Origin of the sequence: Sinorhizobium sp. KGO-5, assembly GCF_036245905.1 — a bacterium.
GTDB classification, from domain to species: domain Bacteria; phylum Pseudomonadota; class Alphaproteobacteria; order Rhizobiales; family Rhizobiaceae; genus Sinorhizobium; species Sinorhizobium meliloti_A.
This window is the reverse complement of sequence record NZ_BDIZ01000003.1, coordinates 126381-148330: the sequence shown is the minus strand read 5'-3', so window position 1 is coordinate 148330 and position 21950 is coordinate 126381. Positions and strand designations below refer to the sequence as shown.

Sequence of the window (21950 nt, the reverse complement as noted above, 5' to 3'; positions counted from 1 at the left end):
CTTCAACGTTTGCAACCAGGCAGGCGGGCCCTCCCGTCCCTGACCTTGGCAGGGAGTAAACACCATAAAACTTATCGCGCGTCAATTTTAAAAAGAACACACAACAACAAAATTCAGCGCACGAGAAAATATTAGCTTCGGCTTCGATCCCCCGGATATTGCGGCACCGGAAGGGGAGGCAACCACCCCTCGCGCCGGACGACCCAGATCTCGTATTGGGGATTGAGGGCGGCCGGGGCGTCGTCCAGTGACCCGACGCGAATTTCGGTTTCCTCTTCTCCCGGGTTGAAGAGCCGCGATCCGCAGTCGGGGCAAAAGCCACGGCCCGCGAATATCCTGACTTCGCCAGAGCTCTTGAAAGCCCGGGTGGGCCAGACGGCGAAGGTCACGAAAGAAGAGCCGCTTTCCTTGCGGCAGTCCGCACAATGGCAAAGTCCCACCCGCAAAGGTTCTCCGCGAACCTCATATCTCAGCGCGCCGCAAAGGCACCCACCTGTTCTCGCAATCATCTGCCGGCATCTCCAATCTGGCTAAACATCAAGCGGGATCAAGGAAAGGCGCATGCCCGTTTCCGCCCGCATCCGCTCCAACTCTTTCAGATATCCGATGGTTCATGATTTTGTTTGGCCGGACCGGAAGCATCCCGACCCGTCGAGGCGGTGCGGCCCTTGGGGAGCGGGAGGCGTGACCCTATCTAAGAGGCGGTGCAACCATCTGAAGGCGAACGCTCATGTCAGACAAGCCGATCAGAATTCCAGGCCCCGACCATCCGATCACTGTCGAACGCAATCCCCGGCGTGTTGTAGTCAGGCTCGATGGCCGCATCGTGGCCGATACGCGCGACGCGCTCACATTGCGCGAGGCGTCCTATCCGCCCGTGCAATACATCCCCCGCAGCGACGTCGACATGTCGCTGCTTGCGCGCACCGATCATGGGACCTATTGCCCCTACAAGGGCGATGCGTCCTATTACAGCATCGCGGCCGGTGGCGAACGCTCGAAGAATGCCGTCTGGACCTATGAGAATCCGCATGAAGCGGTCCGCGAGATCAAGGAGCACATGGCATTCTATCCGGACCGGGTGGATGCGATCGAGGAAACGTAGCGGCAGGACCCGCTCGTTCGGCTCGACCTGTCTGCCCTTCTACGAGAAGGAGAGAACGGCCCGACCCAGTGATTGCTCGCCACGCCGGAGGTAATTCTTCACTCGACAACCGGGCTGTCAGGTCGCGCTTCCGAGATTGCCGCGGCTTTCCGCGACAATCCTTCCCCGAGGCGGCGGTTCCATCCTCGGGGTAGGCAGGCTTGAGTTCTGGTTTTTCGGTTCCATTTGATGCTTGCAGGCGCAACATTATGAAGCAGGTGGTCGAATGACGCGGAACATCATGGCACTGGCTTTCACGGCCGTAATCGGAATGTGCAGTGCAGGCGTGGCGCATGCAGAGCAGTTGGCAGCGAGATCGAGCACCACCATAAAGAATGATCTCAACTATCTGATTTACACGCCGGACGACTATGCGTCCTCCAGCAACGCGTATCCGCTTGTTGTGTGGCTACACGGCGGCGATCAGGGCGGGACCGATATCGAGAAAGTCAGATCGAGTGGCATTCCGAAATTGATCGACGAGGGAAAGAAGTTCCCTTTCCTGGTGTTTTCACCTCAGAATCCGAGTGAAGAGCTGCTTTATCCGATCGAGAAAGTCGAGGCGGCACTCGACGAGGTTATGTCGAAGTATCGCGTCGATCGCGCGCGTGTCTATGTCGTGGGGTTCAGTCGCGGCGCTTTCGCTGCTTGGGCCATGGCAGAACAGTTTCCCGAAACATTCGCCGCTGTCGTTCCGATCGCCGGCGGCGGCAATCGCCACTACCTTAGCAGAACAAATGAAAAGGCAGCCTTCTGGGTGTTCCACGGCACGAACGATGAAGTCATCCCTTTGTCGGATTCAGTCGTGCTTTATGAGCGGCTTGTGGGTCTGAAGCGTAATGCTCGTCTGAGTGTCTTGGAGGGCGTGGACCACTCGGGCGTCGAGCGGGCCGCCTTGAACGATCCCGAGCTCTGGGACTGGCTTCTGAAACAGCGCCTTGAGGTTGCGCCTGAGTAGACCTGTCGATCCTCAGCGCGTACCGCGGAATGCGAACGGAGTCTGGTTGGCGCCCGCTCCGGCCAGAAAGGCCGGTGAAGCCGGCACCGCCGCCAGTGAGCCGTACGGCAGCTAGCGGCTTTCTCGCAACAATCAGTTGCTTCCCTCCCTATCACAAGCCTGCCGGGCTTCAGGTGAGTTTGGCGAGGATAGCGTCGACGACACTTGGGACGGTATTCGCCGTGTCGATATTGATGCCGGCAGGAAGATACTCCCGGGTACGATGATAGCGGAGTACCAGGGCCCGCTCGGCCGGCTCGAAGCCCGGCTCATTCGGCCGCCCATCCAGTCGTCGGTTCAACGTCTCAACGTCGATGTCGAGCACGAAAACCTTATCGAACAGGTCCAGGAATTTGTGGAAATTGCGCGAGCCGCCACAAAAGAACGTGGCGGGATGGGTGGTGTCGGCAGCAATAGCTCGGACTTTATCGACAGACCAGATCCAGTGCGCGTATCCCCAGGCGATGCGGTCTGCGCCTTCGGGTGGTCCTGCGAGCGCCTGGCCTGTCTCGGGGTCGCCGACATAGGCCAAAACGCGGTCACCATGGACGACATGGTAGCCCCGCCGCTCCAGTTCGGTAGCGACAGACGTCTTTCCGGTACCCGAGCCGCCTTCGATTAGATAGTTCTTGATGCCCATGAGGTTTTTATCACTGCCTTCAATCCGGTGTGAAGACACTCTACCTGGGGTGTGCTCAACAAGGGTATCGCCTTGCAGAAAGAAGGTACTCACAAACTTCGAGCCGCCAGCAAACAGCGCTCCGCTTGCTAGTGCCGCTGCCGCACCGATGCCACCCGAAGCTGCATCGAGACCTTCCGGCCCCTCGATCCAAACGGACGTGCCGCCGAAAGCCGCACTCGTTTCGGTATCGGCGCGCCGATCTCCAACGGCCTCGGCATTTCGCCGCATTGCAGGAACAGCAGAGACCGACTTCACGTTTTGAAATGAACCGTCACCGAAAATGAGTTCCCATTCGGTGCCAGTGCGGTCATGTCTTTGCGACGCTCGTATGAGCCATTGCTCGACGACACACGAATCAAAGAGCTGACAGCATGGAAAATCCGGTTGCACTGAATCGTCTTTCCGAGAACACGGTCTTCCGTAAAGGCGATGTTTTCGTACTCTTCGGCGAACTGTTCGGCCGCGGATACGCCACCGGTTTGCTCGAGGAAGCCCGGCGGGCTGGCATGGAGATTGTGGGGATCACCGTCGGGCGGCGCGACGAGAACAACGCGCTTCGGCCGCTCGACGCCGAGGAACTGTCTTCAGCGGAGGCCCGGCTGGGCGGCAGGGTCATCAACATACCTCTTATGGCGGGATTCGATCTCGATGCGCCCGCAGGCGGCCCAACTCCCACCGATCTCCTGGCAAAGATGACGCTTGAGAGCTGGGAACACGACAAGCTCGACTGGGACTATGTGAGGCAATGCCGCGACATCGCCACTGCGCGTTTTACGGAGTCGCTTGCAAAGGTCATGACCGTTCTCGACGGAATGATCGCCGCTGGCCGCAATGTTTTCTTCGCCCACACAATGGCCGGAGGCATCCCGAAGGCGAAGGTATTATTGGTCGTCGCCAATCGAATCTACAAGGGAACCGGAACCCGCCACATGTCGTCGCAGACCCTGCTCGACAGTGATATGGGAAAACTCATCCTGCAGAATTTTGACGACGTCTCCGCAAACACCTTTCGCCATCTCATTGATTTCAGCGCGGCGATTCGCGAGCGCGTGGAAGCTTCGGGCGGTCAAATACGATATACGGCCTATGGTTACCACGGATCGGCGATCCTCATTGACGGAAGCTATCGTTGGCAGACCTACACCAACTACACCCAGGGTTATGCCAAGATGCGGCTCGAAGGCATTGCAGAGGAAGCCTGGGCGAAAGGCATCAAGGCAACTGTCTATAACTGTCCCGAAATCCGGACCAATTCGTCCGATGTGTTCACGGGTATCGAACTGCCCCTGATACCGCTGCTGCTTGCGTTGAAGAAAGAAAACGGCGGCCAATGGGCAGACGAACAGTGGCAGGCCTGCGAGCAGCTTCTGGCAGACGGCTTAACCATGAAGGATGTGTTCCGGAAGATCACCGACATGCAGGCCAGCGAGGTCATGCGCCCGTTCTATGAGTTTTCGGCATGGCCCATGGCAAACAGCCAGGCACAGGCCGATTTGACCATCGGCACGTCCAACGAAATCACCCGGATGCATCGGGATAGCAAGTTGATGATCAGCGATCTCCTGAGCGGTCTCGTCGTGAAGGCAACCGGGCAGCTGATTTTCGGCGAATCTTCCGAACCCTCCGGTCCCGTCCTGTGGCTCAACCACGATATCGTGGCTCGGCGACTTAACGCTTCCCATCCGCATGCGAAGTCTCCCGCGCCGCTTATCACGCAGGGAACGGAATCCTCGCACCTTGAGGTGGCGTGACGGGCTCCCGGCTTAGCTTGGAAGCTGGTGTTTTGGCCATGAAGCGACGAATCTTGCGACAGGAATGAGCCTTCATTTCCGCCACTGTCCGCCATTTACGACGATATGATCTGCATGCCTCGATCGCGAAGAGGGGTGAGCAGATCCTCGGGACACTTCCTGCTCACAATAAGCCCGTCGACGTCATCGAAGCCAACGACGCTGTACGCGGAGACGGCACCGAGCTTTTCCCTCGAGCCAAGCACGACCGTCTCAGCAGCCTGCCGGCAGATCGCCCGCTTCACCGCCGCCTCCTCGCGGTCTCCCGTCGTCAGGCCGTGCTCTACATGGATACCGGTCACGCCCATGAAGTAGAGATCCACGCGGATCTGCGATATTGCTTCGATGGCGACGGCCCCTACGGAGACGTTCGAATGCTTGTAGATGTGACCGCCGATAAGCTCCACATCCACTCCCGGATGATCAAGAAGAGCGGTTGCGACGTCGGGGCTATGGGTCACGACCGTCGCCTTCAAGCCCTTTGGGAGGGCGCGCGCGAGCCTGATTGTCGTCGTGCCCCCATCCAGGAAGACGATCTGTCCTTCCTTGACCATGCCGGCGGCGACCTTGGCGATCTCGGCCTTGTCGTTGACTGACACATTTCGGCGCGTGGGAAGGTCTTTGAGTGCCTTGGAGGCGGGGAGAGCGCCGCCATGCACGCGTTGAAGTAGTCCTTCGCCAGCAAGCTCCCGAAGGTCTCGCCGGATCGTGTCCTCGGATAGGCCCAGCTTCCGGCTGAACTCTTTCGCGACGATCCGGCCTTCCTTGCCGAGGGCGTCGAGGAGCAGCGCCTTGCGCTCAGTGGTCAGCATGTGGAAGCTTCCTTTTCAGATAGTGCAAACCTGGCAATAACCGCTGCAATTGAATCCCTAGCTCCAGCCTGTGGCGGCTCTGCAATGCAGCCTCGGAAGTGACTGCAGGAATTTCCCGAACGTGGAAGCTCGCCTTAACGCGCCCGCCATGATGCGTCCGTCGCCGATGCTCCGCATATTGCACGAACACAAATATCATGCAATATCGTGCAGTATGTGATGGAGAACGTGTATGTCGGTTGCAGATCGGATTCGGGTCGAGCAGGTGACCACCCTGTCGGACGACTGGTATGTCCTGAAGAAGACGACCTTCAGCTTCCGTCGGACGGACGGAGAGTGGCAGAGACAGAGCAGGGAGACCTACGATCGCGGCAATGGCGCAACGATCCTGCTTTACGATTTGCAGCGCCGAAAGGTCTTGCTCACCCGGCAGTTCCGCTACCCTGCCTTTGTCAACGGGTATGACGATCTTCTGATCGAGACACCCGCTGGCCTTCTGGACAAGGCAACACCGGAAGAGCGGATCAAGGCGGAGGTGGAGGAGGAGACCGGATACCGCGTCACCGATGTCAGTCAGGTGTTCGAAGCGTTCATGAGCCCTGGATCGGTGACGGAACGGCTTCACTTCTTTGTCGGAGCCTATTCGACCGCTGATCAAGTATCGGAGGGCGGTGGCGACCCGGACGAAGGCGAAGACATCGAACGTCTGGAGCCGACAATCGAAGAGGCGCTGAGGATGATCGCCGACGGCCGGATCCGCGACGGCAAGACCATTATGCTCCTGCAATATGCCGCGCTGCACCTTTTCAAGGACACCGCATGTTCACCTTGAGAGCGGCGAAACGCGAAGACCTTGCGCGCAACTTCGAGATCTGGCGCACGTCGGTTCTGGCGACGCACCAGTTTCTCTCGGCGGAAGACTTCGACGAGATCGGCGAGCTCGTCGAGAAGTCGTATCTGCCAACCGCAGATTTCACAGTTGCGGTTGACGCGGATGACACCGCCCATGGATTCATGGGCACGACCGGAGATCATGTCGATGCCTTGTTCGTCCACGCTGAGAGTAGGGGTCAAGGCATCGGGCGGCTCCTTCTGCATTCGTTTCTGGCAACCCGGAGCGAGGCGACCGTCGACGTCAACGAGCAGAACGCCTCGGCAAAAGGCTTCTATGAAGCCATGGGCTTTGATCAGCAGGGACGATCGGACACGGATTCAGAGGGTCGACCGTATCCGATCCTTCACATGCGCTGGAGGCGCGAACGTGACCCGACTGGCAAGACGTGATAGAGAGCGTCTGGCGTCGTGACCTTGGACGGGGGACCGGGCCGGGATCGGATAACGAGCAGGAGTTCTTCGCCGATGCCCCCGGGCAGGCGCAAGGAGGCGCTTACTGCCGACAGGCCGCCAGGGCGGTTCGGACTGCCCGAAGAGTTTCAGCCATGGCGCTCTGCTGGCGTCGATGAATGCTCCCTAAATCATCGACACTGACTTGAACATCGATAGCGCGATTCTCACAGGGTCGATCGCCCATCCAGACCGAGGGTAAATTCATAAGCGATGAGTTCCGATCCGTGCAGCATCAAGATTCGTCGAGCTGGATCTACTGAACCAGAGGCTGTGGCATCTGTATTCCGGAGGTCGCGCCAAGCCTTTCTCCCCTACTTGCCAGATCTGCACACCTTTGAGGAAGACAAGGCCTACTTCCGCAACATCGTGTTCCGAGACTGCGATGTGTGGGTGGCTGACGAGCAGCAGTGGGTCGTCGGCTTCTGCGCCTTCAAGCAAGGTTGGGTGGAACATCTTTACCTCCTGCCTGGCTATACGGGCCGCGGGATCGGCCGGAAGCTGATTGCGAAGGCGCAGGACCATTTCGACCATCTTCAGCTCTGGGTTTTCCAGGCGAATGTTGATGCGATCGCCTTCTACGAGCGAAACGGCTTCGTCAGGATTCGTGAGACGGACGGAACCGACTGTCAGGAGAAGATGCCCGATGCGCTATATCGGTGGGATGCCGGCGTGACAGCAGGGTAACGTCGGTGTCGCGTCGGCGTCAGGAAGCTTTAACAACGGCTTCGGGCCGAGTCTCAGACCTCACACCGCGCCTCGGATATCTGCGTCTCTCACAACCGCCTTAGAAGCAGAAGGTCCGCCTCCGGCCCCTTTTCACCCTCAACCAATGGCAACTCCCCACGTCTGCCAAAGTTGACACGGTGAATGCCCATGCGCAGATCGCTACTGCCCGCCACTGCCACCCGAAGCTGCAAGATTCATACTACCCCGCTCCGCGATCCGCGCCGCGGTCAGAGCCACGCCGTCGGCTATGCGGTTGCGTGCAATCGACGAGTAGCCCATGCGGAAGAAGCGGCACGGTCCGTCGTCCTGCGGGAAGAAGGGGGATCCGGATTCGATCAGCACGCCGTCCTTGCGCAAAGCGTTCATCAGCAGGTCCGCATCGAGACCTTCCGGCCCCTCGATCCAGAAGGACGTGCCGCCGAAAGCCGCAGATCCTGCAATCTTCAATCCGGCATCCCGGAGGGCGGCGTCCATGATGATGTGGCGGCGATGATACTCCTCGCGCATCCGGTGCAGCACGGCATCATAGTGGCCGAGCGCCAGGAAATAGGCGGCCGTTCTCTGGAGGTGTCCCGGCGGATGCCGCAACATCAGCGCCCGTAGTGCCCGCGCCTCCCGGATCACGGCAGCCGGTGCCACCAGATAGCCAAGACGCAGGCCGGGAAACAGCGATTTGGAGAAACTGCCGATGTAGAAGACCCGCCCGCTGCGGTCGAAGGCCTTGAGGGCAGGGGAAGGGGGCGCCAGAAAGCTCATCTCGAACTCGTAATCGTCCTCGACGATTATGAAGTCCTTGGAGGCGGCCGCCTCGAGCAAGGCCGCCCGCCGCTCGATCGGCATCGTCGCGCCGGTCGGCGAATGATGGCTGGGCGTGACGAACACGGCATCGACCTCTTGCGGAAGCGCGGCGGGCGGCAGGCCGTCCCTGTCCACATCGACGAAGGTGATCCCGGCGCCGCTCAAGCGAAGCGATGCACTCATGTCGGGATGGCAGGGGTTCTCGCAGACCGCATGGGCGCCCTGACGCAACAGGAGCTGGATGACGATCCAGAGGGCGTTCTGCGCGCCCACCGTCACCAGGATCTCGTCGGGGTTCGCACGGATGCCGCGGCCCGGCAAGGTGCGCGAACAGATATAGTTGACGAGCTGGATGTCGTCCGCCGCCGCGAAGTCGCCCGCCATCAGCTCGAAATCCTCGCGCGCCAGCGCCCGTCGCGCGCAGTCGCGCCAGGCCGTGAGATCGAACAGTGACGGGTCCATCTGACCGTAAAGGAACGGGTAGGGATAGGCTCGCCAGTCGAGGGGCTTACGCATCTGCTTGGCCACGATGAAGGTCGAGCGCAACTTGGCCGACCAGTCGATCGCATCGGCCGCAGCATGGGCGGCCTGCATCGCGATTGCTGTCGTCGGGGGTTTGCCGGCGACACGGTAGCCGCTCCGGTTCGCCGCCTCCACATAGCCTTGGGAAGCGAGCTCCTGATAGGCGAGCGTTACGGTGATCCGCGAAATATTCAGATAGGCCGCAAGCTTGCGGCTGGAGGGCAATTGGGCGCCCGGCGCCAGGCGGCCCGACAATACGGCCGAAACGATCGTTTCACGGATCTGCGCCTGCAGGCCCGTTTGGCTGGCCCGGTCGAGGAAGAAGATCGTTTCCGAGACCGTCGAGCCCGCCATTGTTCACCTCCTTCAACTGGACTCATCTAACTTCCTATCTGGATATAAGGCAATCCGGGACGTGGGCATATTTCTATTCGGCAAGCAAAGACCGTCATTCAATGTACGGCGCGACCCCGCAAAAAGCGGGGCGACATAACCAAGAGGGTAACGACATGATCCACCTTAGAAGTTTCAAGCACTTATTCGGAGCCGTGGCCATCGCCGCCGGTGTCCTCACCTCCTTCGCGGCCCAGGCGGAAACCAGCGTCGTCGTGGGCTACCAGCAGATCGTCGGCCCGTTCATCTCGGCGATCGCCGACGGTCGTTTCGATGCCGCAGCGAAGGAAGCCGGCTATACGATCGATTGGCGCCAGTTCAGTTCCGGCGGTGACATTTCGACCGCCCTCGCTTCCGGAAACGTGCCGATCGGCGTCATCGGTTCGACCGGCACGACTGCCGCGGCGACCCGCGGCGTCGGGCTCGAACTCTTCTGGATCCTGGACAATATCGGCAAGTCGGAAGCGCTCGTCGCCCGAGAAGGTTCCGGCATCGAAAAGCCGGAAGACCTGAAGGGGAAGAATGTCGGCGTTCCCTTCGTCTCGACTTCGCACTTCCATCTGCTGGTCGGCCTCGAACAGGTCTGGAAAACCGATCCGCGGGAAGTGAACATCCTCAACATGAAGCCGCCGCAGATCGTCGCAGCCTGGCAGCGCGGCGATATCGATGCCGCCTATGTCTGGCCACCGGCGCTGTCGGAACTCCTGAAGAGCGGCAAGGTCATCTCCGATTCCGAGGCGATCGGCGCGGCAAGCGTGCCGACCTTCGACGGCCTCGTGGCCGACAAGGAATGGGCCGAGCAAAACCCCAAATTCATGGCCGCCTTCACCAAGGTGCTCGCGGACGCCTATGCCGATTACAAGGCGAACGGCAGCGGCTGGAAGGCCGACTCGCCGCAGGTCCAGGGCATGGTCAAGCTGATCGGCGGCGACGCCGAGGGTATCGTCCAGGCTTTGAACCTCCTGTCCTTCCCGACCGTCGACGAACAGGTCTCCGATCAGTGGCTTGGCGGCGGCGCTGTCCGGGCGCTTGAGGCGAGCGCCAAGTTTCTGGTCGATCAGAAACAGATCGACACCGCGCTCGACGACTACGCGCCCTTTGTCAACAGCTCATATGCGAAAGAAGCCTCCAAGTAGCAGACGACGCGCGCTCCCGCCCGCGCGCCGTGCGCGGTCAGGAGCGCCGCTGATACCCTCGACACAGCACTTTCCAGGAAGGCCTGCGACATGGAAACGCTTAACGTCAGCAATGTCAGTCTGACCTATCCCGGTCTCTATTCGGACCAGGCGGTCATCGCGCTCAAGGGCGTGGATCTCGAAATCAAAAGCGGCGATTTCGTCGTCGCCCTCGGTGCATCCGGATGTGGCAAGACCACGCTTCTCAACCTGATGGCGGGGTTCATGGCGCCGAGCGCCGGGGAAATCATGCTGGGCGACCGCCGCATCACCGGCCCCGGTGCCGACCGTGGCGTCGTCTTCCAGAAGCACGCGCTGCTCCCCTGGCTTAACGTCATCGACAATACCGAGTTCGGATTGAAGCTCAGGGGTGTCGACAAGGCGACCCGGCGGGACCTGGCGACCAGAAATCTCGCGCTTGTCGGGCTGCAGGATTTCCACCGGCACATGATTTATCACCTCTCCGGCGGCATGCAGCAGCGTGTCGGCATCGCCCGCGCGCTCACCTGCGATCCGGCGATGCTGCTCATGGACGAGCCGATGGCTGCCCTCGACGCGCTGACGCGCGAGACCATTCAGGAATTGCTGCTCGAAGTGTGGCAACTCACCAACAAGATGTTCTTCTTCATCACCCACAGCGTCGAGGAGGCGCTGTTCCTCGGCTCCAGGCTGATCGTGATGTCGCCCCGTCCGGGCCGCATCACCCATACCTACGAGCTCGATTTCAACAAACGCTTCCTGGAGAACGGCAATGCACGCGCAATCAAATCCAGCCGCGACTTCATCGACATGCGTGAAGAAATCCTCGGCATCATCTATGGCGACGAGCGCCAGTCCGGGAACCCGGAGATCCTCCATGCTTGAGGGTGTCGCAAAGAGCAAGCCGGTTCGTCCGGGCAGGATCTACGGTGCGCCGGGCGACGGCATGAGCGGCCACATCAGCCTGCTCACGGCCCTTGCCTTCATCGCGCTCTGGCTGCTCGTGACCGAAATGGGCTGGATCAAGCCGCTGTTCCTGCCGTCGCCGCTCGCCGTCTGGGACAAGTTCGTGATTGCGCTTACGGAAGGCGTCTCGAACTCCACTTTGGCGCAGCATACGCTGTCAAGTCTCGGCCGCGTGCTCGGAGCTTTCCTGCTGGCACTCGTCACGGCCGTTCCCGTCGGCATCCTCATGGGCGTCAACCGGGTGGTGCGCGGTCTCTTCGACCCGATCATCGAATTCTACCGGCCGCTGCCGCCGCTCGCCTATCTGCCGCTGATCATCATCTGGCTCGGAATCGGCGAATTCCCGAAAGTGTTCCTGATCTATCTGGCGATCTTCGCGCCGATGGCGATCGCCGCCAGAGCCGGTGTCCGCTCGGTCTCGACGGAACAGATCCATGCGGCCTATGCGATGGGCGCGACGCGAGCCCAGGTGATCAGGCATGTGATCCTGAAGGCTGCCCTGCCGGAGATATTCACCGGCATGCGTATCGGAATCGGCGTCGGCTGGACCACGCTCGTCGCCGCCGAAATGGTGGCCGCCCATCGTGGCCTCGGCTTCATGGTGCTGAATGCGGCCGAATATCTCGCCAGCGATACGGTCATCATGGGCATCGTCGTCATCGGCGTCTTCGCTTTCGCCTTCGATCTCATGATCCGCTACCTCGAAAAGGCGCTCATTCCCTGGAAGGGCAAAGTGTGACGGCAGCCGATCGGACGTAGTGGGCGCCGCCCCGGACAACCTCTTCTAACCCATTTCAAACGGGCTTAGGGCCGCCCGCCCGGCGAAGCTATGCCCAGGCATGAACAAAGGAATTTCGACATGACTGCCGAAGATCTCGCAAAGCTTTTCGACGCCTTCAACAGGCACGACATCGACGGCGTCATGGCCTTTTTCGCCGCCGATTGCGTCTTCAACGCCGTTGCCGGGCCGGAGGCCTGCGGCAAGCGCATCGTCGGCGCTGCGGCGATTGCCGATGCCTTCTCAGGTGTATGGACGGCAATGCGGGATGCCCATTGGGATCATCATAGCCACTTCGTCCACGCTGATCGCGCCGTCTCCGAGTGGACGTTCTCAGGCACCAATGAGGACGGCTCGCGCATCGTCGCGGAAGGCTGCGATCTCTTCACGCTTCGCGACGGAAAGATCGTCCGCAAGCAGGCATTCCGAAAGAACCGGCCGCTCATCGAACCGCAGCCGAGATACTGAGAGCCTCAGGGCAGGATCACGACATGGAACATCAACTGGCCAGACCGATCGCATCGCGGAAGCCCTTCGATCCGACCTATGATCCGATCCGCGCGCCTAATCCGGGCGACGGCAAGGACTATGCGCCGACCTATTGGATCGGCACGGCCGGCACTCCGCCTGCCGACGACGGACCCGTCACACGCGATATGGACGTCGACGTCGCTGTCGTCGGCTCCGGATACACCGGGCTCTCCTGCGCGATCCATCTGGCCCAGGAGCATGGCATCAAGGCGACGGTGCTGGAAGCCAATGGCGTCGCCTGGGGCTGCAGCACCCGCAACGGCGGTCAGGCGCAGATCTCCGCCGGCCGGCTCAAGCGTTCGCAATGGATCGAGCGCTGGGGCGTCGATGTCGCCAAAAGGCTGCATGGCGAAATCAGCGAAGCCTTCGATCTCTTCCGGGACCTGATCCGCTCGCCCGAGATCGACTGCGACCCTCAGGACGGCGGCCATCTTTATATCGCCCACCGCGACAAGGTGTTGCCGGCGCTCGAAGCCGAGTCGCGGCTTCTCAACGAGGTTTTCGGCTACCGCTCGCGCATGGTCGGCCGCGATGAGGTCCACCGCGACTTCGTACGCGACGAGGAGGCGAGGGGGGCGATGTACGAACCGGACGGCATGGGCATCCACGCGGCCAAGCTCGCCTTCGGCTACCTCAGTCTGGCGCGCAAGCTCGGTGCGCGGGTCCACACGGCAAGCCCCGTTCTCGGCTGCGACTGGAAAAACGGAGCCTATCATCTGACGACGCCGGGCGGCACCGTTCGTGCGCGCGCCGTCTGCATTGCGACGGCAGGCTATACCTCGCCGGACCTGCATACGCTGACGCGGCACAGGCTGATGCCGATCCTCTCGAACTCGATCGTCACACGCCCGCTGACCGAGGAAGAACGCGCCGAACTGAACTTCAAGACCCGGATCCCGCTCACCGATACGCGCACGCTGCGCCACTACTACCGGATGTTGCCGGACGGTCGCGTGCAGATCGGCAGCCGCAGCGCCATCACCGGCCGCGACGCGGTCAACCCCAAACATCTCGATCGGCTGCTCGAAGGGCTCTACCGGAAGTTCCCGATCCTGAAGGGGATCACGATCGACTACTCCTGGTGGGGCTGGGTCGATGTCAGCCACGACATGATGCCGCGCATCTTCCGCCCCGACCCGAAGCAGCCGCTGTTCTACGCCATGGGCTATGGCGGCAACGGGGTCATGTATTCCGCACAGGCCGGCCGCCGCATGGCCCAGATGGTGGCGGGCAAGGGCGGCGCCCTCGATCTGCCGATCTTCACGTCGCCGCTGCCGAGTCATGGCCTGCTCACGCCGTTCAGACGCCTCGGCCAGTGGGGCATGTATCGCTGGTACTACCTCAAGGATGAAATTCTTTAGCCGCCCGGTCGGCCTTACCCTCAACGCGAAAGGAACATGACATGAAAATGACGACCGAAGAGGCGTTTGTAAAAGTCCTGCAGATGCATGGCATCGAGCATGCGTTCGGGATCATCGGCTCGGCGATGATGCCCGTATCGGACCTGTTTCCGAAGGCGGGCATCCGGTTCTGGGACTGTGCCCACGAGACCAATGCCGGCATGATGGCCGACGGCTTCAGCCGTGCGACCGGCACGATGTCGATGGCGATCGGCCAGAACGGCCCCGGCGTGACCGGTTTCATCACGGCCATGAAGACGGCCTACTGGAACCATACGCCACTGCTCATGGTCACGCCGCAGGCCGCCAACAAGACCATCGGCCAGGGCGGCTTCCAGGAAGTCGACCAGATGGCTATGTTCGAGGAGATGGTCTGCTATCAGGAGGAAGTGCGCGATCCGAGCCGCATTCCCGAGGTCCTTAACCGGGTCATCGAAAAGGCATGGCGCGGTTGTGCACCGGCGCAGATCAACATCCCGCGGGACTTCTGGACGCAGGTTATCGACGTGGATCTGCCGCGCATCGTCCGCTTCGAGCGGCCGGCGGGCGGCCCCGCGGCCATCGCCCAGGCCGCGCGGCTGCTTTCGGAAGCGAAGTTCCCGGTCATTCTCAACGGCGCCGGCGTCGTCATCGGCAACGCCATCCAGGAATCCATGGCACTTGCGGAGAAGCTGGATGCGCCGGTGTGCTGCGGCTATCAGCACAACGACGCCTTTCCCGGCAGCCACCGTCTGTCGGTCGGACCCTTGGGCTATAACGGCTCGAAGGCGGCGATGGAATTGATCAGCAAGGCAGACGTCGTGCTCGCCCTGGGTACGCGGCTCAATCCTTTCTCGACGCTGCCTGGCTATGGCATCGACTACTGGCCGAAGGATGCGGCGATCATCCAGGTGGACATCAATGCCGACCGGATCGGCCTGACCAAGAAGGTGACGGTCGGCATCTGCGGCGACGCGAAGCAGGTAGCGCGGCAGATTCTTCAGCAGCTTGCGCCGGCCGCCGGCGACGCAAGCCGCGAAGAACGGAAGGCGCTGATCCACCAGACGCGCTCGGCCTGGCTGCAGCAGCTCTCGTCGATGGACCATGAGGATGACGATCCGGGCACGGAGTGGAACGTCGGCGCACGCCAGCGCGAGCCCGATCGCATGTCGCCTCGCCAGGTCTGGCGGGCGATCCAGGCCGTGCTTCCGAAGGAGGCGATCATCTCCACCGACATCGGCAACAACTGCGCGATCGGCAACGCTTATCCGAGCTTCGAACAGGGCAGGAAATATCTGGCACCGGGCATGTTCGGCCCCTGCGGCTACGGTTTCCCGTCGATCGTCGGCGCCAAGATCGGCTGCCCGCACGTGCCGGTGGTCGGCTTTGCCGGGGACGGCGCCTTCGGCATCTCGATGAACGAGATGACGTCGATCGGTCGCGAGGGCTGGCCGGCCATCACCATGGTGATCTTCCGCAACTACCAGTGGGGAGCGGAAAAGCGGAATACCACGCTCTGGTACGACAACAACTTCGTCGGCACCGAGCTCAATCCGAACCTGAGCTACGCCAAGGTTGCAGATGGCTGCGGCCTGAAGGGCGTGACGGTCGACACGCCGGCCGCACTCACCGAGGCCCTTGCGAAGGCGATCGAGGACCAGGCCAGGGGGATCACCACCTTCGTCGAGGTTATCCTCAACCAGGAACTCGGTGAGCCCTTCCGCCGCGATGCGATGAAGAAGCCGGTAGCGGTGGCCGGCATCGATCGCGCCGACATGCGCACCCAGCGACCTATGTAAGAAGCTCTCGCGACTCGCTCGGCGGTGGTCGCCGCCGAGCTCACTCAACGGAAAGAAAAGATGGACGCGATCCCCAACACCGAGCGACGGAAGCAATCCCTGTCAGCCGTCCTGTCGACCTATGGACCGGGTCTCCTGGTGACGGCCGCCGTCGCCATGGCTGCCCAGTTCCTGTCGGAGCATTACGGGGCGCCGGCGATGCTGATGGCGCTGCTGCTGGGGATCGCCTTCCACTTCCTGGCGGAAGAAGGACGTTGCGTCGCGGGCATCGAGCTTTCGGCAAAGCTTGTCTTGAGGATCGGTGTGGCGCTGCTCGGCATGCGCATCAGCGTCGATCTTCTGATCGGCCTCGGCGCCGGCACCATTCTGCTGCTCGTCTCGGCGATCGTGGCAACCATCCTGTTCGGCCTCCTGGCCGCCCGCCTGCTTGGCCGGGGCTGGCGTCTCGCCCTTCTCACCAGCGGCGCGGTTGCCATTTGCGGCGCTTCGGCCGCCATGGCCATCGCCGCCGTGCTGCCCCGCAACGAATTCTCCGAGCGCAATCTGATCTTCACCGTGCTGTCGGTGACCGTGCTCAGCACGCTTGCGATGATCGGCTATCCGATCGTCGCCGAGTATCTCGGGCTTGACGGCCAAGCCACCGGCATCTTTTTCGGCGGCACGATCCATGATGTCGCCCAGGTGGTGGGAGCCGGCTTTTCGGTCTCTCCGGAGGCGGGCGAGACCGCGACGCTCGTCAAGCTCATCCGGGTGACGATGCTGGCGCCGGTGGTCCTGATCTTTTCCCTCGCCCTGCGCGGCGTTCCGCAGGAGGGCGCGTCCATCGGAAAGCGCGCGCCGCTCGTGCCGGGCTTCGTCCTGGCGTTCCTCGTCCTCGCGGGCTTCAATTCCGCCGGGCTGGTGCCGGTGCTCGCGAGCGAGGTCGGGATGGCCATATCCAGATGGGCACTGCTGGCGGGCATCGTGGCCGTCGGCATGAAGACGTCGCTGCGCCGCGTCCTCGAAGTCGGCGGAGATGCCGTTGCCCTCGTCGTGGCCGAAACGCTGTTCATCGCCGTCTTCATACTCGCCGGCATGTACTATCTGGGACACAGCTGATGAAACCTCTCGATCGCATCATCGACGCCGCCAGGAAAGCGCCGCGGCACATCGTCCTTCCGGAAGGCGAGGACCCGCGGATCGTCGCCGGCGCCGTGCAGGCGAGGCGGGAAGGCGTGGCGGAGATTACGCTGGTCGGAAACCGCGAGGTGATTGCGCAGAGGCTCGCAGCCCTGGACGCAATTCCGCAGGAATTCCGGATCGAGGACCCGGCGTGCTCTCCGCTTACCGATGATTTCGCGACCGCCTATCTCGAGCACAGAAGGAGCAAAGGCGTCGACGAGACCGCGGCTCGGGCCGCCGTCCTGTCACCGCTGACCTTCGCCGCGATGATGGTGCGCGAAGGAATGGCCGATGGGACTGTCGGCGGCGCGGTCGCAACCACCGCAGACACCGTTCGTGCCGCATTGCAGGTGATCGGCAGGGCGCCCGGCGTCGGGCTCGTCTCCAGTTTCTTCCTCATGATGCTTTGCGAGCCCCATCACGCCAGGAAGGGGGCCTTCGTCTTTGCCGATTGCGGACTGGTCGTGGACCCGGACGCAGCCGGTCTCGCCGACATCGCGCGCATGTCGGCCAAGTCCTTTGAGAGGCTTGCCGGAGAACGGGCAAAAGTCGCGATGCTCTCCTTCTCGACAGGCGGCAGCGCCGCTCACGAGCGCGTTTCGAAGGTCGTCGAGGCGACCGGCATGGCGCGGCGCGCCGAGCCCGATCTTATCATCGACGGCGAATTGCAGTTCGACAGCGCCTTCGTCGAGGCCGTCTGTCTGACCAAGGCGCCGCATTCGGCGCTGCGCGGGGAGGCCAACGTCTTCGTGTTTCCGAACCTCGACGCTGCCAATATCGGCTACAAGATCGCCCAGCGGATCGGCGGCGCGACGGCAATAGGACCGATCCTCCAAGGGCTTTCACGGCCCGCCAACGACCTTTCGCGCGGCTGCAGTGCGGCCGACGTCTTCCATATGATTGCCGTGACGGTGATTCAGGCCGCCTGACGCCAGTTTCGCCGCGCCCGTCCATCTCAGGGCTCCACAAAAAATCACAAATCGCAAATTAATCGCGTGCGTGGGGTCGGTTCAAGGAGAGGACGAAATGCAGGGCCGTCTGATGCACCAACAGCGGGCTGCGAGATTGCGGCCGCCGTGACACCAAGGGGAGGTCATCCCCCTAACAGCAATGACGGGCACCGCGGAAGGGGACAATCCTGTGCCCATCAAGGCCAGTTGCTGGGCAAATGCGTCCGCGTTCGGCCCGAAGCGGATTTCTGCTGAGACAGGAAACGGGTGGCGACCGGCCTGAGGGCGCAATAGCCATCTCCTGCATCATTAACAGGAGATAAAAATGGAACTGGCTAACAAGACTTTGATCGTGACCGGAGCCAGCAGTGGTATCGGAGCAGCCGCCGCCAGATTGTTTGCATCCGAGGGGGCAAATGTCGTTCTGGCCGCGCGACGATCTGATGAACTTCAATCGGTTGCCGAGGACATCACCAGAGGCGGCGGCAGCGTCGTGTACCGTGCGGGTGATGTACTGGATGAAGCCTATGCAGGTGTGCTGACCGAGTTGGCCCTGGAGCGTTTCGGCAGCCTGCATGGGGCTTTTAACAACGCAGGCGTGGTGGGTGACATGGTGGCGGTACCTGACATGTCCATTGACAACTGGAACAGAGTAATCTCGACAAACCTAACCAGCGCCTTCTGGGCGGCCAAGGCGCAGGTTCCAATTCTGAAGGAGCAAGGCGGCGGCTCTATTGTCTTCACGTCCTCTTTCGTCGGGTTCAGCAACGGCGGACTACCAGGCATGGCAGCCTATGCCGCGTCCAAGGCAGGGTTGAATGGGCTTGTCCAATCGCTTGCCGCTGAGCATGCCAGAGAGGGCATCCGTATCAACGCGCTGCTGCCCGGAGGGACAGTCACCCCGGCAGGTGGCGAAGGTAATCCTGAAGCTTTAAAGTTCGTCTCTGACCTGCACCCCATAAAGAGAATGGCTTCGGCTTTGGAGATCGCTCAAGCGGCACTCTTTCTTCTCTCGGATCGGTCCCAGTTCATGACTGGTAGTCCCATGATCGTTGACGGGGGCATGTCCGTCCGCCTCTTATAGTTCATAGGATCGGGTGTCGCAGTGCCGGGAGCATCTGCGACACCAAGAGGACCCATTGCGGTCACTGGATCGGACTGGCCGCTATTGGGCAGGCGAGTCGGAGAGCTGCCCCTGATTGGCGGCAAAGTCCCCGGCGCACAGTTCACGAATTTCGGCAGATTTGAGCCCATCCGACTTCCTCAAAGTCGGACCAGCAACCTATCCAGCGCTTCGCCTACAAGGGCGGGAACGGCCGCCGGATCGTCAAGGTATGCGGCTTCGAGCAAGCCGTCTGATACGGCGACAAGCAACGAGGCAGTAACGGAAGGGGTCGGATCGCCGTCGGCCTGAAGGAGGTCCCGGAGGACACCGTAATACCAGGCGCGCCGCGCTTCAATGGCTTGCCGCACGGGACTTTTAGGGGCTGGATATTCGGCCGCCGCGTTGAGAAACGGGCATCCACGCCAACCTCCCGCGACCACGGCCTCGCTGATGCGCCCCATGATAGCGGCGATCCTGTCCCGTGGAGGCTGCTTCGGCAGCGCTGCGACTGCCGCCCGCCCAAGCCGGTCCTGCTCCTCGATATAGGCGAGGACGAGGTCATCCTTCGATGGGAAGTAATTGTAGAACGTCGCCTTGGCCACGCCCGCCTCCGCGATGATGCGGTCGATGCCGACTGCACGAATGCCCTCGGTATAGAAAAGACTAGTGGCGGTATCGAGCAAGCGGCGGCGTGCGGCGCTTGCCTTGGAATCGGTCGGCGACATGGCTTTTTTCATGCGGTTGACTCTAACAGACAGGTCTGTATACTGCAACTAGACAGACCTGTCTGACTAGGAGGAGATTATGCAAACGATCGAGACAGCCGAGATCATGCGCAGGTTCAACCAGGCGTTCCGCGATCACAAGCCCGCTATCCTCAAAGACCTGATCGCCCCGGACTGCGTGATGGAGTCCATTCAGCCCGCACCCAATGGAACGCGATACGAAGGCTATGACGCTGGGTTATTCAAAAATTCCCGGCCAGTCGGCGCCGCTTCCTGAGTGACAGCAGCAACCCATCCACACGTTTCAGGGAGCAAAGCTCATGATTATCATAGCCGGCTATACCCGGACCGACGCTGAGAAGCGGGACGGCTCCGTGGAAGCCTTCAAGAGTATGGTCGAACGCGCGAGAGCCTATGACGGCTGTGTCGACTTCTCGATAAGCGCGGACGCGGTCGATCCGGAGCGCGTCAATCTCTTCGAGTGCTGGCGCGATCAGGCCACGCTAGACGCCTGGCGCAAGGTCGCGAGGGGAGGTCCGCGCGGAAAACCCCGGGAGGTGGCCGTAAGCCTTTATCGCACCAACAAGTCCGAAAAGCCTTTCTAGGCCCTGATCTCAAGAGGTAAAAAGATGACCACCGATAGCGAGACTACCCGCGAAATCGTGAAACGCTTCCATAACGCGTTTGAGAAGCACCGCCCGGAAGACCTCGATGATCTGATTGGTGAGGGCTGCGTCCTTGAGAACACGGCGCCCGCACCGGATGGCGCACGCTACGTAGGGCGTGAAGCTTGCCTCGACTTCTGGAAGGGGATTGCATCCTCTGCGAACCTCGTCTTCGAAGCCGAGGAGATTTGGGCCAGCGAGGATCGGGGGATCATCCGATGGCGGCTTCGTTGGGGCGATAGCCCGGCGGACCGGGTTCGAGGGGTAAACATCATGCGCGTTCGGGACGGAAAGATCGTTGAAGGTCGAGGATACGTAAAGGGATAAAGCATCGGGGCCGAAGTCAGCGCGCCGGATCGTAATTGGAAAGGGCGGCTTTCGCTGGCTACTCGGGAGCGGACTGTCCGCCATCGGGCCGGGTGGCGGCACTCCGAACGGCGACAATGAAGGTCGCTTGCCGAACGGCAGCTATCGGCTGGGCATTTTCCAGGACCGGACAGTCCGCAGTCGGCCCCATTTTGGTCATCGCCAACCATGTTCGAGGGTTCAAGTGGGACATCGCAATTGGCTTACGGTGTCACTTCTCCCTCAGCCGACACCTGCATTGTAGTTGCACCCGACGCTTCGCGTTCGTGACGTCTCTTGCGGGGGGCCGCAAATATTGCAACATTGTTCACATGTCCAAGTTGCCGAACACCCGAGCGCTCGCGCCCCGCCGCCACGAAGAAATATTGAGGCGCGTCGTTTCCGAAGGTTCGGTGAGCATTGCCGAGCTTGCCGCCTATTTCGACGTCTCGCGCGAAACGATCCGCCGGGACATGAAGTTGCTCGCCGATCGCGGCCAGCTCGATGTCGTGCATGGGGGCGCCACGCTGTTCGAAGCGACCGAGCCGGCGCTGGTCCTGCGAAGCGGGGAAAACGCCGCCGCGAAGGCAGCGATTGGCCGGAGGGCGGCCGAACTGGTGAAGGACGGCATGGTCGTCTTTCTCGACTCGGGCACGACGACACTGGCCGTCGCGCACGCATTGAGCGGTCCGCGTGATCTGACCATCTGCACCACCGGCCTTGCCATCGCGCTGCACATGTGCCGCCAGCCGCAAGTCCGGGTGCACATGCTGGGTGGCGAGATCGATCCTGCCGAGGAGGCGGCAGTGGGCCTCGACGCGCTGGAAGCGATAGGACGCTTCCGAGTGGACATCGCCTTTCTCGGTGGGGGAGGGCTTTCTCCTGACGGCGAGGTTACCGACTTCACCCGCAACGGCGCCGAGCAGCGCTCGCGCATGATCGCCATGGCGGGCAAGGCCTACTTCGTCCTCGACAGTTCGAAATTCGGGCGGCTGACTCCCCTTCGAATACCCGGGTTTCATCAGGCGACCGGTGTGATCGTGGATAGGCCGCCGCCCCCGACGATCTCGGAAGCACTCGAGCGAAAAGGCCCCCGCGTCATCGTCGCCCCCGCATGATGTTGCATTTTGTTGCATCTTGTGTTGCGTTTTGTGAGTCCCTGGCTATGCTGACTCCAGTCC

General features: G+C 61.5%; 24 protein-coding genes. 19 read left to right on the top strand and 5 right to left on the bottom strand.

Translation table 11 applies throughout. The features are described from left to right. Positions 1 to 131: 131 nt before the first annotated feature. A complete protein-coding gene (locus tag BHD07_RS14750) occupies positions 132 to 509 on the bottom strand; it encodes a GFA family protein (RefSeq protein WP_102762598.1) in 378 nt (125 codons plus the stop codon). Positions 510 to 730: 221 nt separating this feature from the next. Here BHD07_RS14750 and BHD07_RS14745 point away from each other — a divergent pair, with 221 nt between their 5' ends. Further along, the gene (locus BHD07_RS14745; RefSeq protein WP_338281184.1) at positions 731 to 1105 is read left to right on the top strand and encodes a DUF427 domain-containing protein; all 375 of its coding nucleotides are present in this window, start codon (positions 731 to 733) and stop codon (positions 1103 to 1105) included. A gap of 265 nt (positions 1106 to 1370) precedes the next feature. Continuing rightward, entirely contained in the window at positions 1371 to 2102 is a 732-nt protein-coding gene (locus BHD07_RS14740) for a carboxylesterase family protein (RefSeq protein ID WP_127709563.1), read from the top strand. A gap of 169 nt (positions 2103 to 2271) precedes the next feature. On the opposite strand, the gene BHD07_RS14735 is transcribed toward BHD07_RS14740, so the two are convergent. After that, positions 2272 to 2781 (bottom strand): nucleoside kinase, encoded by a 510-nt coding sequence (locus tag BHD07_RS14735; RefSeq protein ID WP_338282287.1) that lies wholly within the window; start codon positions 2779 to 2781, stop codon positions 2272 to 2274. Positions 2782 to 3194: 413 nt separating this feature from the next. Here BHD07_RS14735 and BHD07_RS14730 point away from each other — a divergent pair, with 413 nt between their 5' ends. Further along, positions 3195 to 4574, top strand: coding sequence for an enoyl ACP reductase FabMG family protein (locus BHD07_RS14730; RefSeq protein WP_338281179.1), 1380 nt, complete (start codon positions 3195 to 3197; stop codon positions 4572 to 4574). 95 nt (positions 4575 to 4669) lie between these two features. Here BHD07_RS14730 and BHD07_RS14725 read toward each other — a convergent pair whose 3' ends face one another. Then, positions 4670 to 5425 carry a DeoR/GlpR family DNA-binding transcription regulator gene (locus BHD07_RS14725; protein ID WP_338281178.1) on the bottom strand — a complete coding sequence of 252 codons (756 nt, stop codon included), beginning with the start codon at positions 5423 to 5425 and terminating at the stop codon, positions 4670 to 4672. Between the two features lie 232 nt (positions 5426 to 5657). Between BHD07_RS14725 and BHD07_RS14720 the strand changes: the two genes are divergently transcribed. The 3 genes from BHD07_RS14720 (at position 5658) to BHD07_RS14710 (ending at position 7456) form a co-directional block, all read left to right on the top strand. Beyond that, the gene (locus tag BHD07_RS14720; RefSeq protein WP_102762604.1) at positions 5658 to 6257 is read left to right on the top strand and encodes an NUDIX domain-containing protein; all 600 of its coding nucleotides are present in this window, start codon (positions 5658 to 5660) and stop codon (positions 6255 to 6257) included. Continuing rightward, a complete protein-coding gene (locus tag BHD07_RS14715) occupies positions 6245 to 6709 on the top strand; it encodes an acetyltransferase (RefSeq protein WP_338281174.1) in 465 nt (154 codons plus the stop codon). The genes BHD07_RS14720 and BHD07_RS14715 overlap by 13 nt, the downstream gene beginning before the upstream one ends. Before the next feature lie 273 nt (positions 6710 to 6982). Beyond that, on the top strand, positions 6983 to 7456 hold the full coding sequence (locus BHD07_RS14710) for a GNAT family N-acetyltransferase (RefSeq protein WP_338281172.1): 474 nt from the start codon (positions 6983 to 6985) through the stop codon (positions 7454 to 7456). Positions 7457 to 7657: 201 nt separating this feature from the next. Here BHD07_RS14710 and pdxR read toward each other — a convergent pair whose 3' ends face one another. Further along, entirely contained in the window at positions 7658 to 9172 is a 1515-nt protein-coding gene (pdxR, locus tag BHD07_RS14705) for a MocR-like pyridoxine biosynthesis transcription factor PdxR (RefSeq protein WP_324763702.1), read from the bottom strand. 155 nt (positions 9173 to 9327) lie between these two features. Between pdxR and tauA the strand changes: the two genes are divergently transcribed. The 9 genes from tauA (at position 9328) to BHD07_RS14660 (ending at position 19013) form a co-directional block, all read left to right on the top strand. Then, positions 9328 to 10347 (top strand): taurine ABC transporter substrate-binding protein, encoded by a 1020-nt coding sequence (gene tauA, locus BHD07_RS14700; protein WP_338281170.1) that lies wholly within the window; start codon positions 9328 to 9330, stop codon positions 10345 to 10347. 90 nt (positions 10348 to 10437) lie between these two features. Beyond that, complete coding sequence (locus BHD07_RS14695) at positions 10438 to 11250, top strand: taurine ABC transporter ATP-binding protein (RefSeq protein ID WP_102762609.1); 813 nt, start codon at positions 10438 to 10440, stop codon at positions 11248 to 11250. Further along, positions 11243 to 12070, top strand: a complete 828-nt coding sequence (locus tag BHD07_RS14690; RefSeq protein ID WP_100670280.1) for an ABC transporter permease subunit — start codon at positions 11243 to 11245, stop codon at positions 12068 to 12070. Before BHD07_RS14695 ends, BHD07_RS14690 begins: the two co-directional genes overlap by 8 nt. 120 nt (positions 12071 to 12190) lie before the next feature. Then, positions 12191 to 12577, top strand: a complete 387-nt coding sequence (locus tag BHD07_RS14685) for a nuclear transport factor 2 family protein (protein ID WP_018098775.1) — start codon at positions 12191 to 12193, stop codon at positions 12575 to 12577. A gap of 23 nt (positions 12578 to 12600) precedes the next feature. Beyond that, positions 12601 to 14001 (top strand): NAD(P)/FAD-dependent oxidoreductase, encoded by a 1401-nt coding sequence (locus tag BHD07_RS14680; protein WP_102762611.1) that lies wholly within the window; start codon positions 12601 to 12603, stop codon positions 13999 to 14001. A gap of 41 nt (positions 14002 to 14042) precedes the next feature. Then, on the top strand, positions 14043 to 15818 hold the full coding sequence (xsc, locus tag BHD07_RS14675; RefSeq protein ID WP_102762612.1) for a sulfoacetaldehyde acetyltransferase: 1776 nt from the start codon (positions 14043 to 14045) through the stop codon (positions 15816 to 15818). Positions 15819 to 15878: 60 nt separating this feature from the next. Beyond that, positions 15879 to 16916: a YeiH family protein gene (locus BHD07_RS14670; RefSeq protein ID WP_338281165.1), complete on the top strand. Its 1038-nt coding sequence runs from the start codon at positions 15879 to 15881 to the stop codon at positions 16914 to 16916. After that, entirely contained in the window at positions 16916 to 17908 is a 993-nt protein-coding gene (pta, locus tag BHD07_RS14665; protein ID WP_338281163.1) for a phosphate acetyltransferase, read from the top strand. Before BHD07_RS14670 ends, pta begins: the two co-directional genes overlap by 1 nt. Before the next feature lie 346 nt (positions 17909 to 18254). Then, positions 18255 to 19013 (top strand): SDR family oxidoreductase, encoded by a 759-nt coding sequence (locus tag BHD07_RS14660; protein WP_338281161.1) that lies wholly within the window; start codon positions 18255 to 18257, stop codon positions 19011 to 19013. Positions 19014 to 19192: 179 nt separating this feature from the next. Here BHD07_RS14660 and BHD07_RS14655 read toward each other — a convergent pair whose 3' ends face one another. Then, complete coding sequence (locus BHD07_RS14655) at positions 19193 to 19759, bottom strand: TetR family transcriptional regulator (RefSeq protein WP_018098770.1); 567 nt, start codon at positions 19757 to 19759, stop codon at positions 19193 to 19195. A 79-nt stretch (positions 19760 to 19838) separates the two neighbouring features. Between BHD07_RS14655 and BHD07_RS14650 the strand changes: the two genes are divergently transcribed. The 4 genes from BHD07_RS14650 (at position 19839) to BHD07_RS14635 (ending at position 21887) form a co-directional block, all read left to right on the top strand. Continuing rightward, the gene (locus BHD07_RS14650) at positions 19839 to 20036 is read left to right on the top strand and encodes a hypothetical protein (protein WP_338281158.1); all 198 of its coding nucleotides are present in this window, start codon (positions 19839 to 19841) and stop codon (positions 20034 to 20036) included. 43 nt (positions 20037 to 20079) lie between these two features. Beyond that, positions 20080 to 20364, top strand: a complete 285-nt coding sequence (locus BHD07_RS14645; protein WP_018098768.1) for a putative quinol monooxygenase — start codon at positions 20080 to 20082, stop codon at positions 20362 to 20364. A gap of 24 nt (positions 20365 to 20388) precedes the next feature. After that, positions 20389 to 20751, top strand: coding sequence for a nuclear transport factor 2 family protein (locus BHD07_RS14640; RefSeq protein ID WP_102762617.1), 363 nt, complete (start codon positions 20389 to 20391; stop codon positions 20749 to 20751). Positions 20752 to 21101: 350 nt separating this feature from the next. Beyond that, positions 21102 to 21887, top strand: a complete 786-nt coding sequence (locus BHD07_RS14635) for a DeoR/GlpR family DNA-binding transcription regulator (RefSeq protein ID WP_102762618.1) — start codon at positions 21102 to 21104, stop codon at positions 21885 to 21887. Positions 21888 to 21950 lie beyond the last annotated feature (63 nt).

Bases quoted from the DNA above. Each gene is read 5' to 3' on its own strand.
- BHD07_RS14750 (WP_102762598.1), bottom strand. From the start codon at position 509: ATGATTGCGAGAACAGGTGGGTGCCTTTGCGGCGCGCTGAGATATGAG.
- BHD07_RS14745 (WP_338281184.1), top strand. From the start codon at position 731: ATGTCAGACAAGCCGATCAGAATTCCAGGCCCCGACCATCCGATCACT.
- BHD07_RS14740 (WP_127709563.1), top strand. From the start codon at position 1,371: ATGACGCGGAACATCATGGCACTGGCTTTCACGGCCGTAATCGGAATG.
- BHD07_RS14735 (WP_338282287.1), bottom strand. From the start codon at position 2,781: ATGGGCATCAAGAACTATCTAATCGAAGGCGGCTCGGGTACCGGAAAG.
- BHD07_RS14730 (WP_338281179.1), top strand. From the start codon at position 3,195: ATGGAAAATCCGGTTGCACTGAATCGTCTTTCCGAGAACACGGTCTTC.
- BHD07_RS14725 (WP_338281178.1), bottom strand. From the start codon at position 5,425: ATGCTGACCACTGAGCGCAAGGCGCTGCTCCTCGACGCCCTCGGCAAG.
- BHD07_RS14720 (WP_102762604.1), top strand. From the start codon at position 5,658: ATGTCGGTTGCAGATCGGATTCGGGTCGAGCAGGTGACCACCCTGTCG.
- BHD07_RS14715 (WP_338281174.1), top strand. From the start codon at position 6,245: ATGTTCACCTTGAGAGCGGCGAAACGCGAAGACCTTGCGCGCAACTTC.
- BHD07_RS14710 (WP_338281172.1), top strand. From the start codon at position 6,983: ATGAGTTCCGATCCGTGCAGCATCAAGATTCGTCGAGCTGGATCTACT.
- pdxR (WP_324763702.1), bottom strand. From the start codon at position 9,172: ATGGCGGGCTCGACGGTCTCGGAAACGATCTTCTTCCTCGACCGGGCC.
- tauA (WP_338281170.1), top strand. From the start codon at position 9,328: ATGATCCACCTTAGAAGTTTCAAGCACTTATTCGGAGCCGTGGCCATC.
- BHD07_RS14695 (WP_102762609.1), top strand. From the start codon at position 10,438: ATGGAAACGCTTAACGTCAGCAATGTCAGTCTGACCTATCCCGGTCTC.
- BHD07_RS14690 (WP_100670280.1), top strand. From the start codon at position 11,243: ATGCTTGAGGGTGTCGCAAAGAGCAAGCCGGTTCGTCCGGGCAGGATC.
- BHD07_RS14685 (WP_018098775.1), top strand. From the start codon at position 12,191: ATGACTGCCGAAGATCTCGCAAAGCTTTTCGACGCCTTCAACAGGCAC.
- BHD07_RS14680 (WP_102762611.1), top strand. From the start codon at position 12,601: ATGGAACATCAACTGGCCAGACCGATCGCATCGCGGAAGCCCTTCGAT.
- xsc (WP_102762612.1), top strand. From the start codon at position 14,043: ATGAAAATGACGACCGAAGAGGCGTTTGTAAAAGTCCTGCAGATGCAT.
- BHD07_RS14670 (WP_338281165.1), top strand. From the start codon at position 15,879: ATGGACGCGATCCCCAACACCGAGCGACGGAAGCAATCCCTGTCAGCC.
- pta (WP_338281163.1), top strand. From the start codon at position 16,916: ATGAAACCTCTCGATCGCATCATCGACGCCGCCAGGAAAGCGCCGCGG.
- BHD07_RS14660 (WP_338281161.1), top strand. From the start codon at position 18,255: ATGGAACTGGCTAACAAGACTTTGATCGTGACCGGAGCCAGCAGTGGT.
- BHD07_RS14655 (WP_018098770.1), bottom strand. From the start codon at position 19,759: ATGTCGCCGACCGATTCCAAGGCAAGCGCCGCACGCCGCCGCTTGCTC.
- BHD07_RS14650 (WP_338281158.1), top strand. From the start codon at position 19,839: ATGCAAACGATCGAGACAGCCGAGATCATGCGCAGGTTCAACCAGGCG.
- BHD07_RS14645 (WP_018098768.1), top strand. From the start codon at position 20,080: ATGATTATCATAGCCGGCTATACCCGGACCGACGCTGAGAAGCGGGAC.
- BHD07_RS14640 (WP_102762617.1), top strand. From the start codon at position 20,389: ATGACCACCGATAGCGAGACTACCCGCGAAATCGTGAAACGCTTCCAT.
- BHD07_RS14635 (WP_102762618.1), top strand. From the start codon at position 21,102: ATGTCCAAGTTGCCGAACACCCGAGCGCTCGCGCCCCGCCGCCACGAA.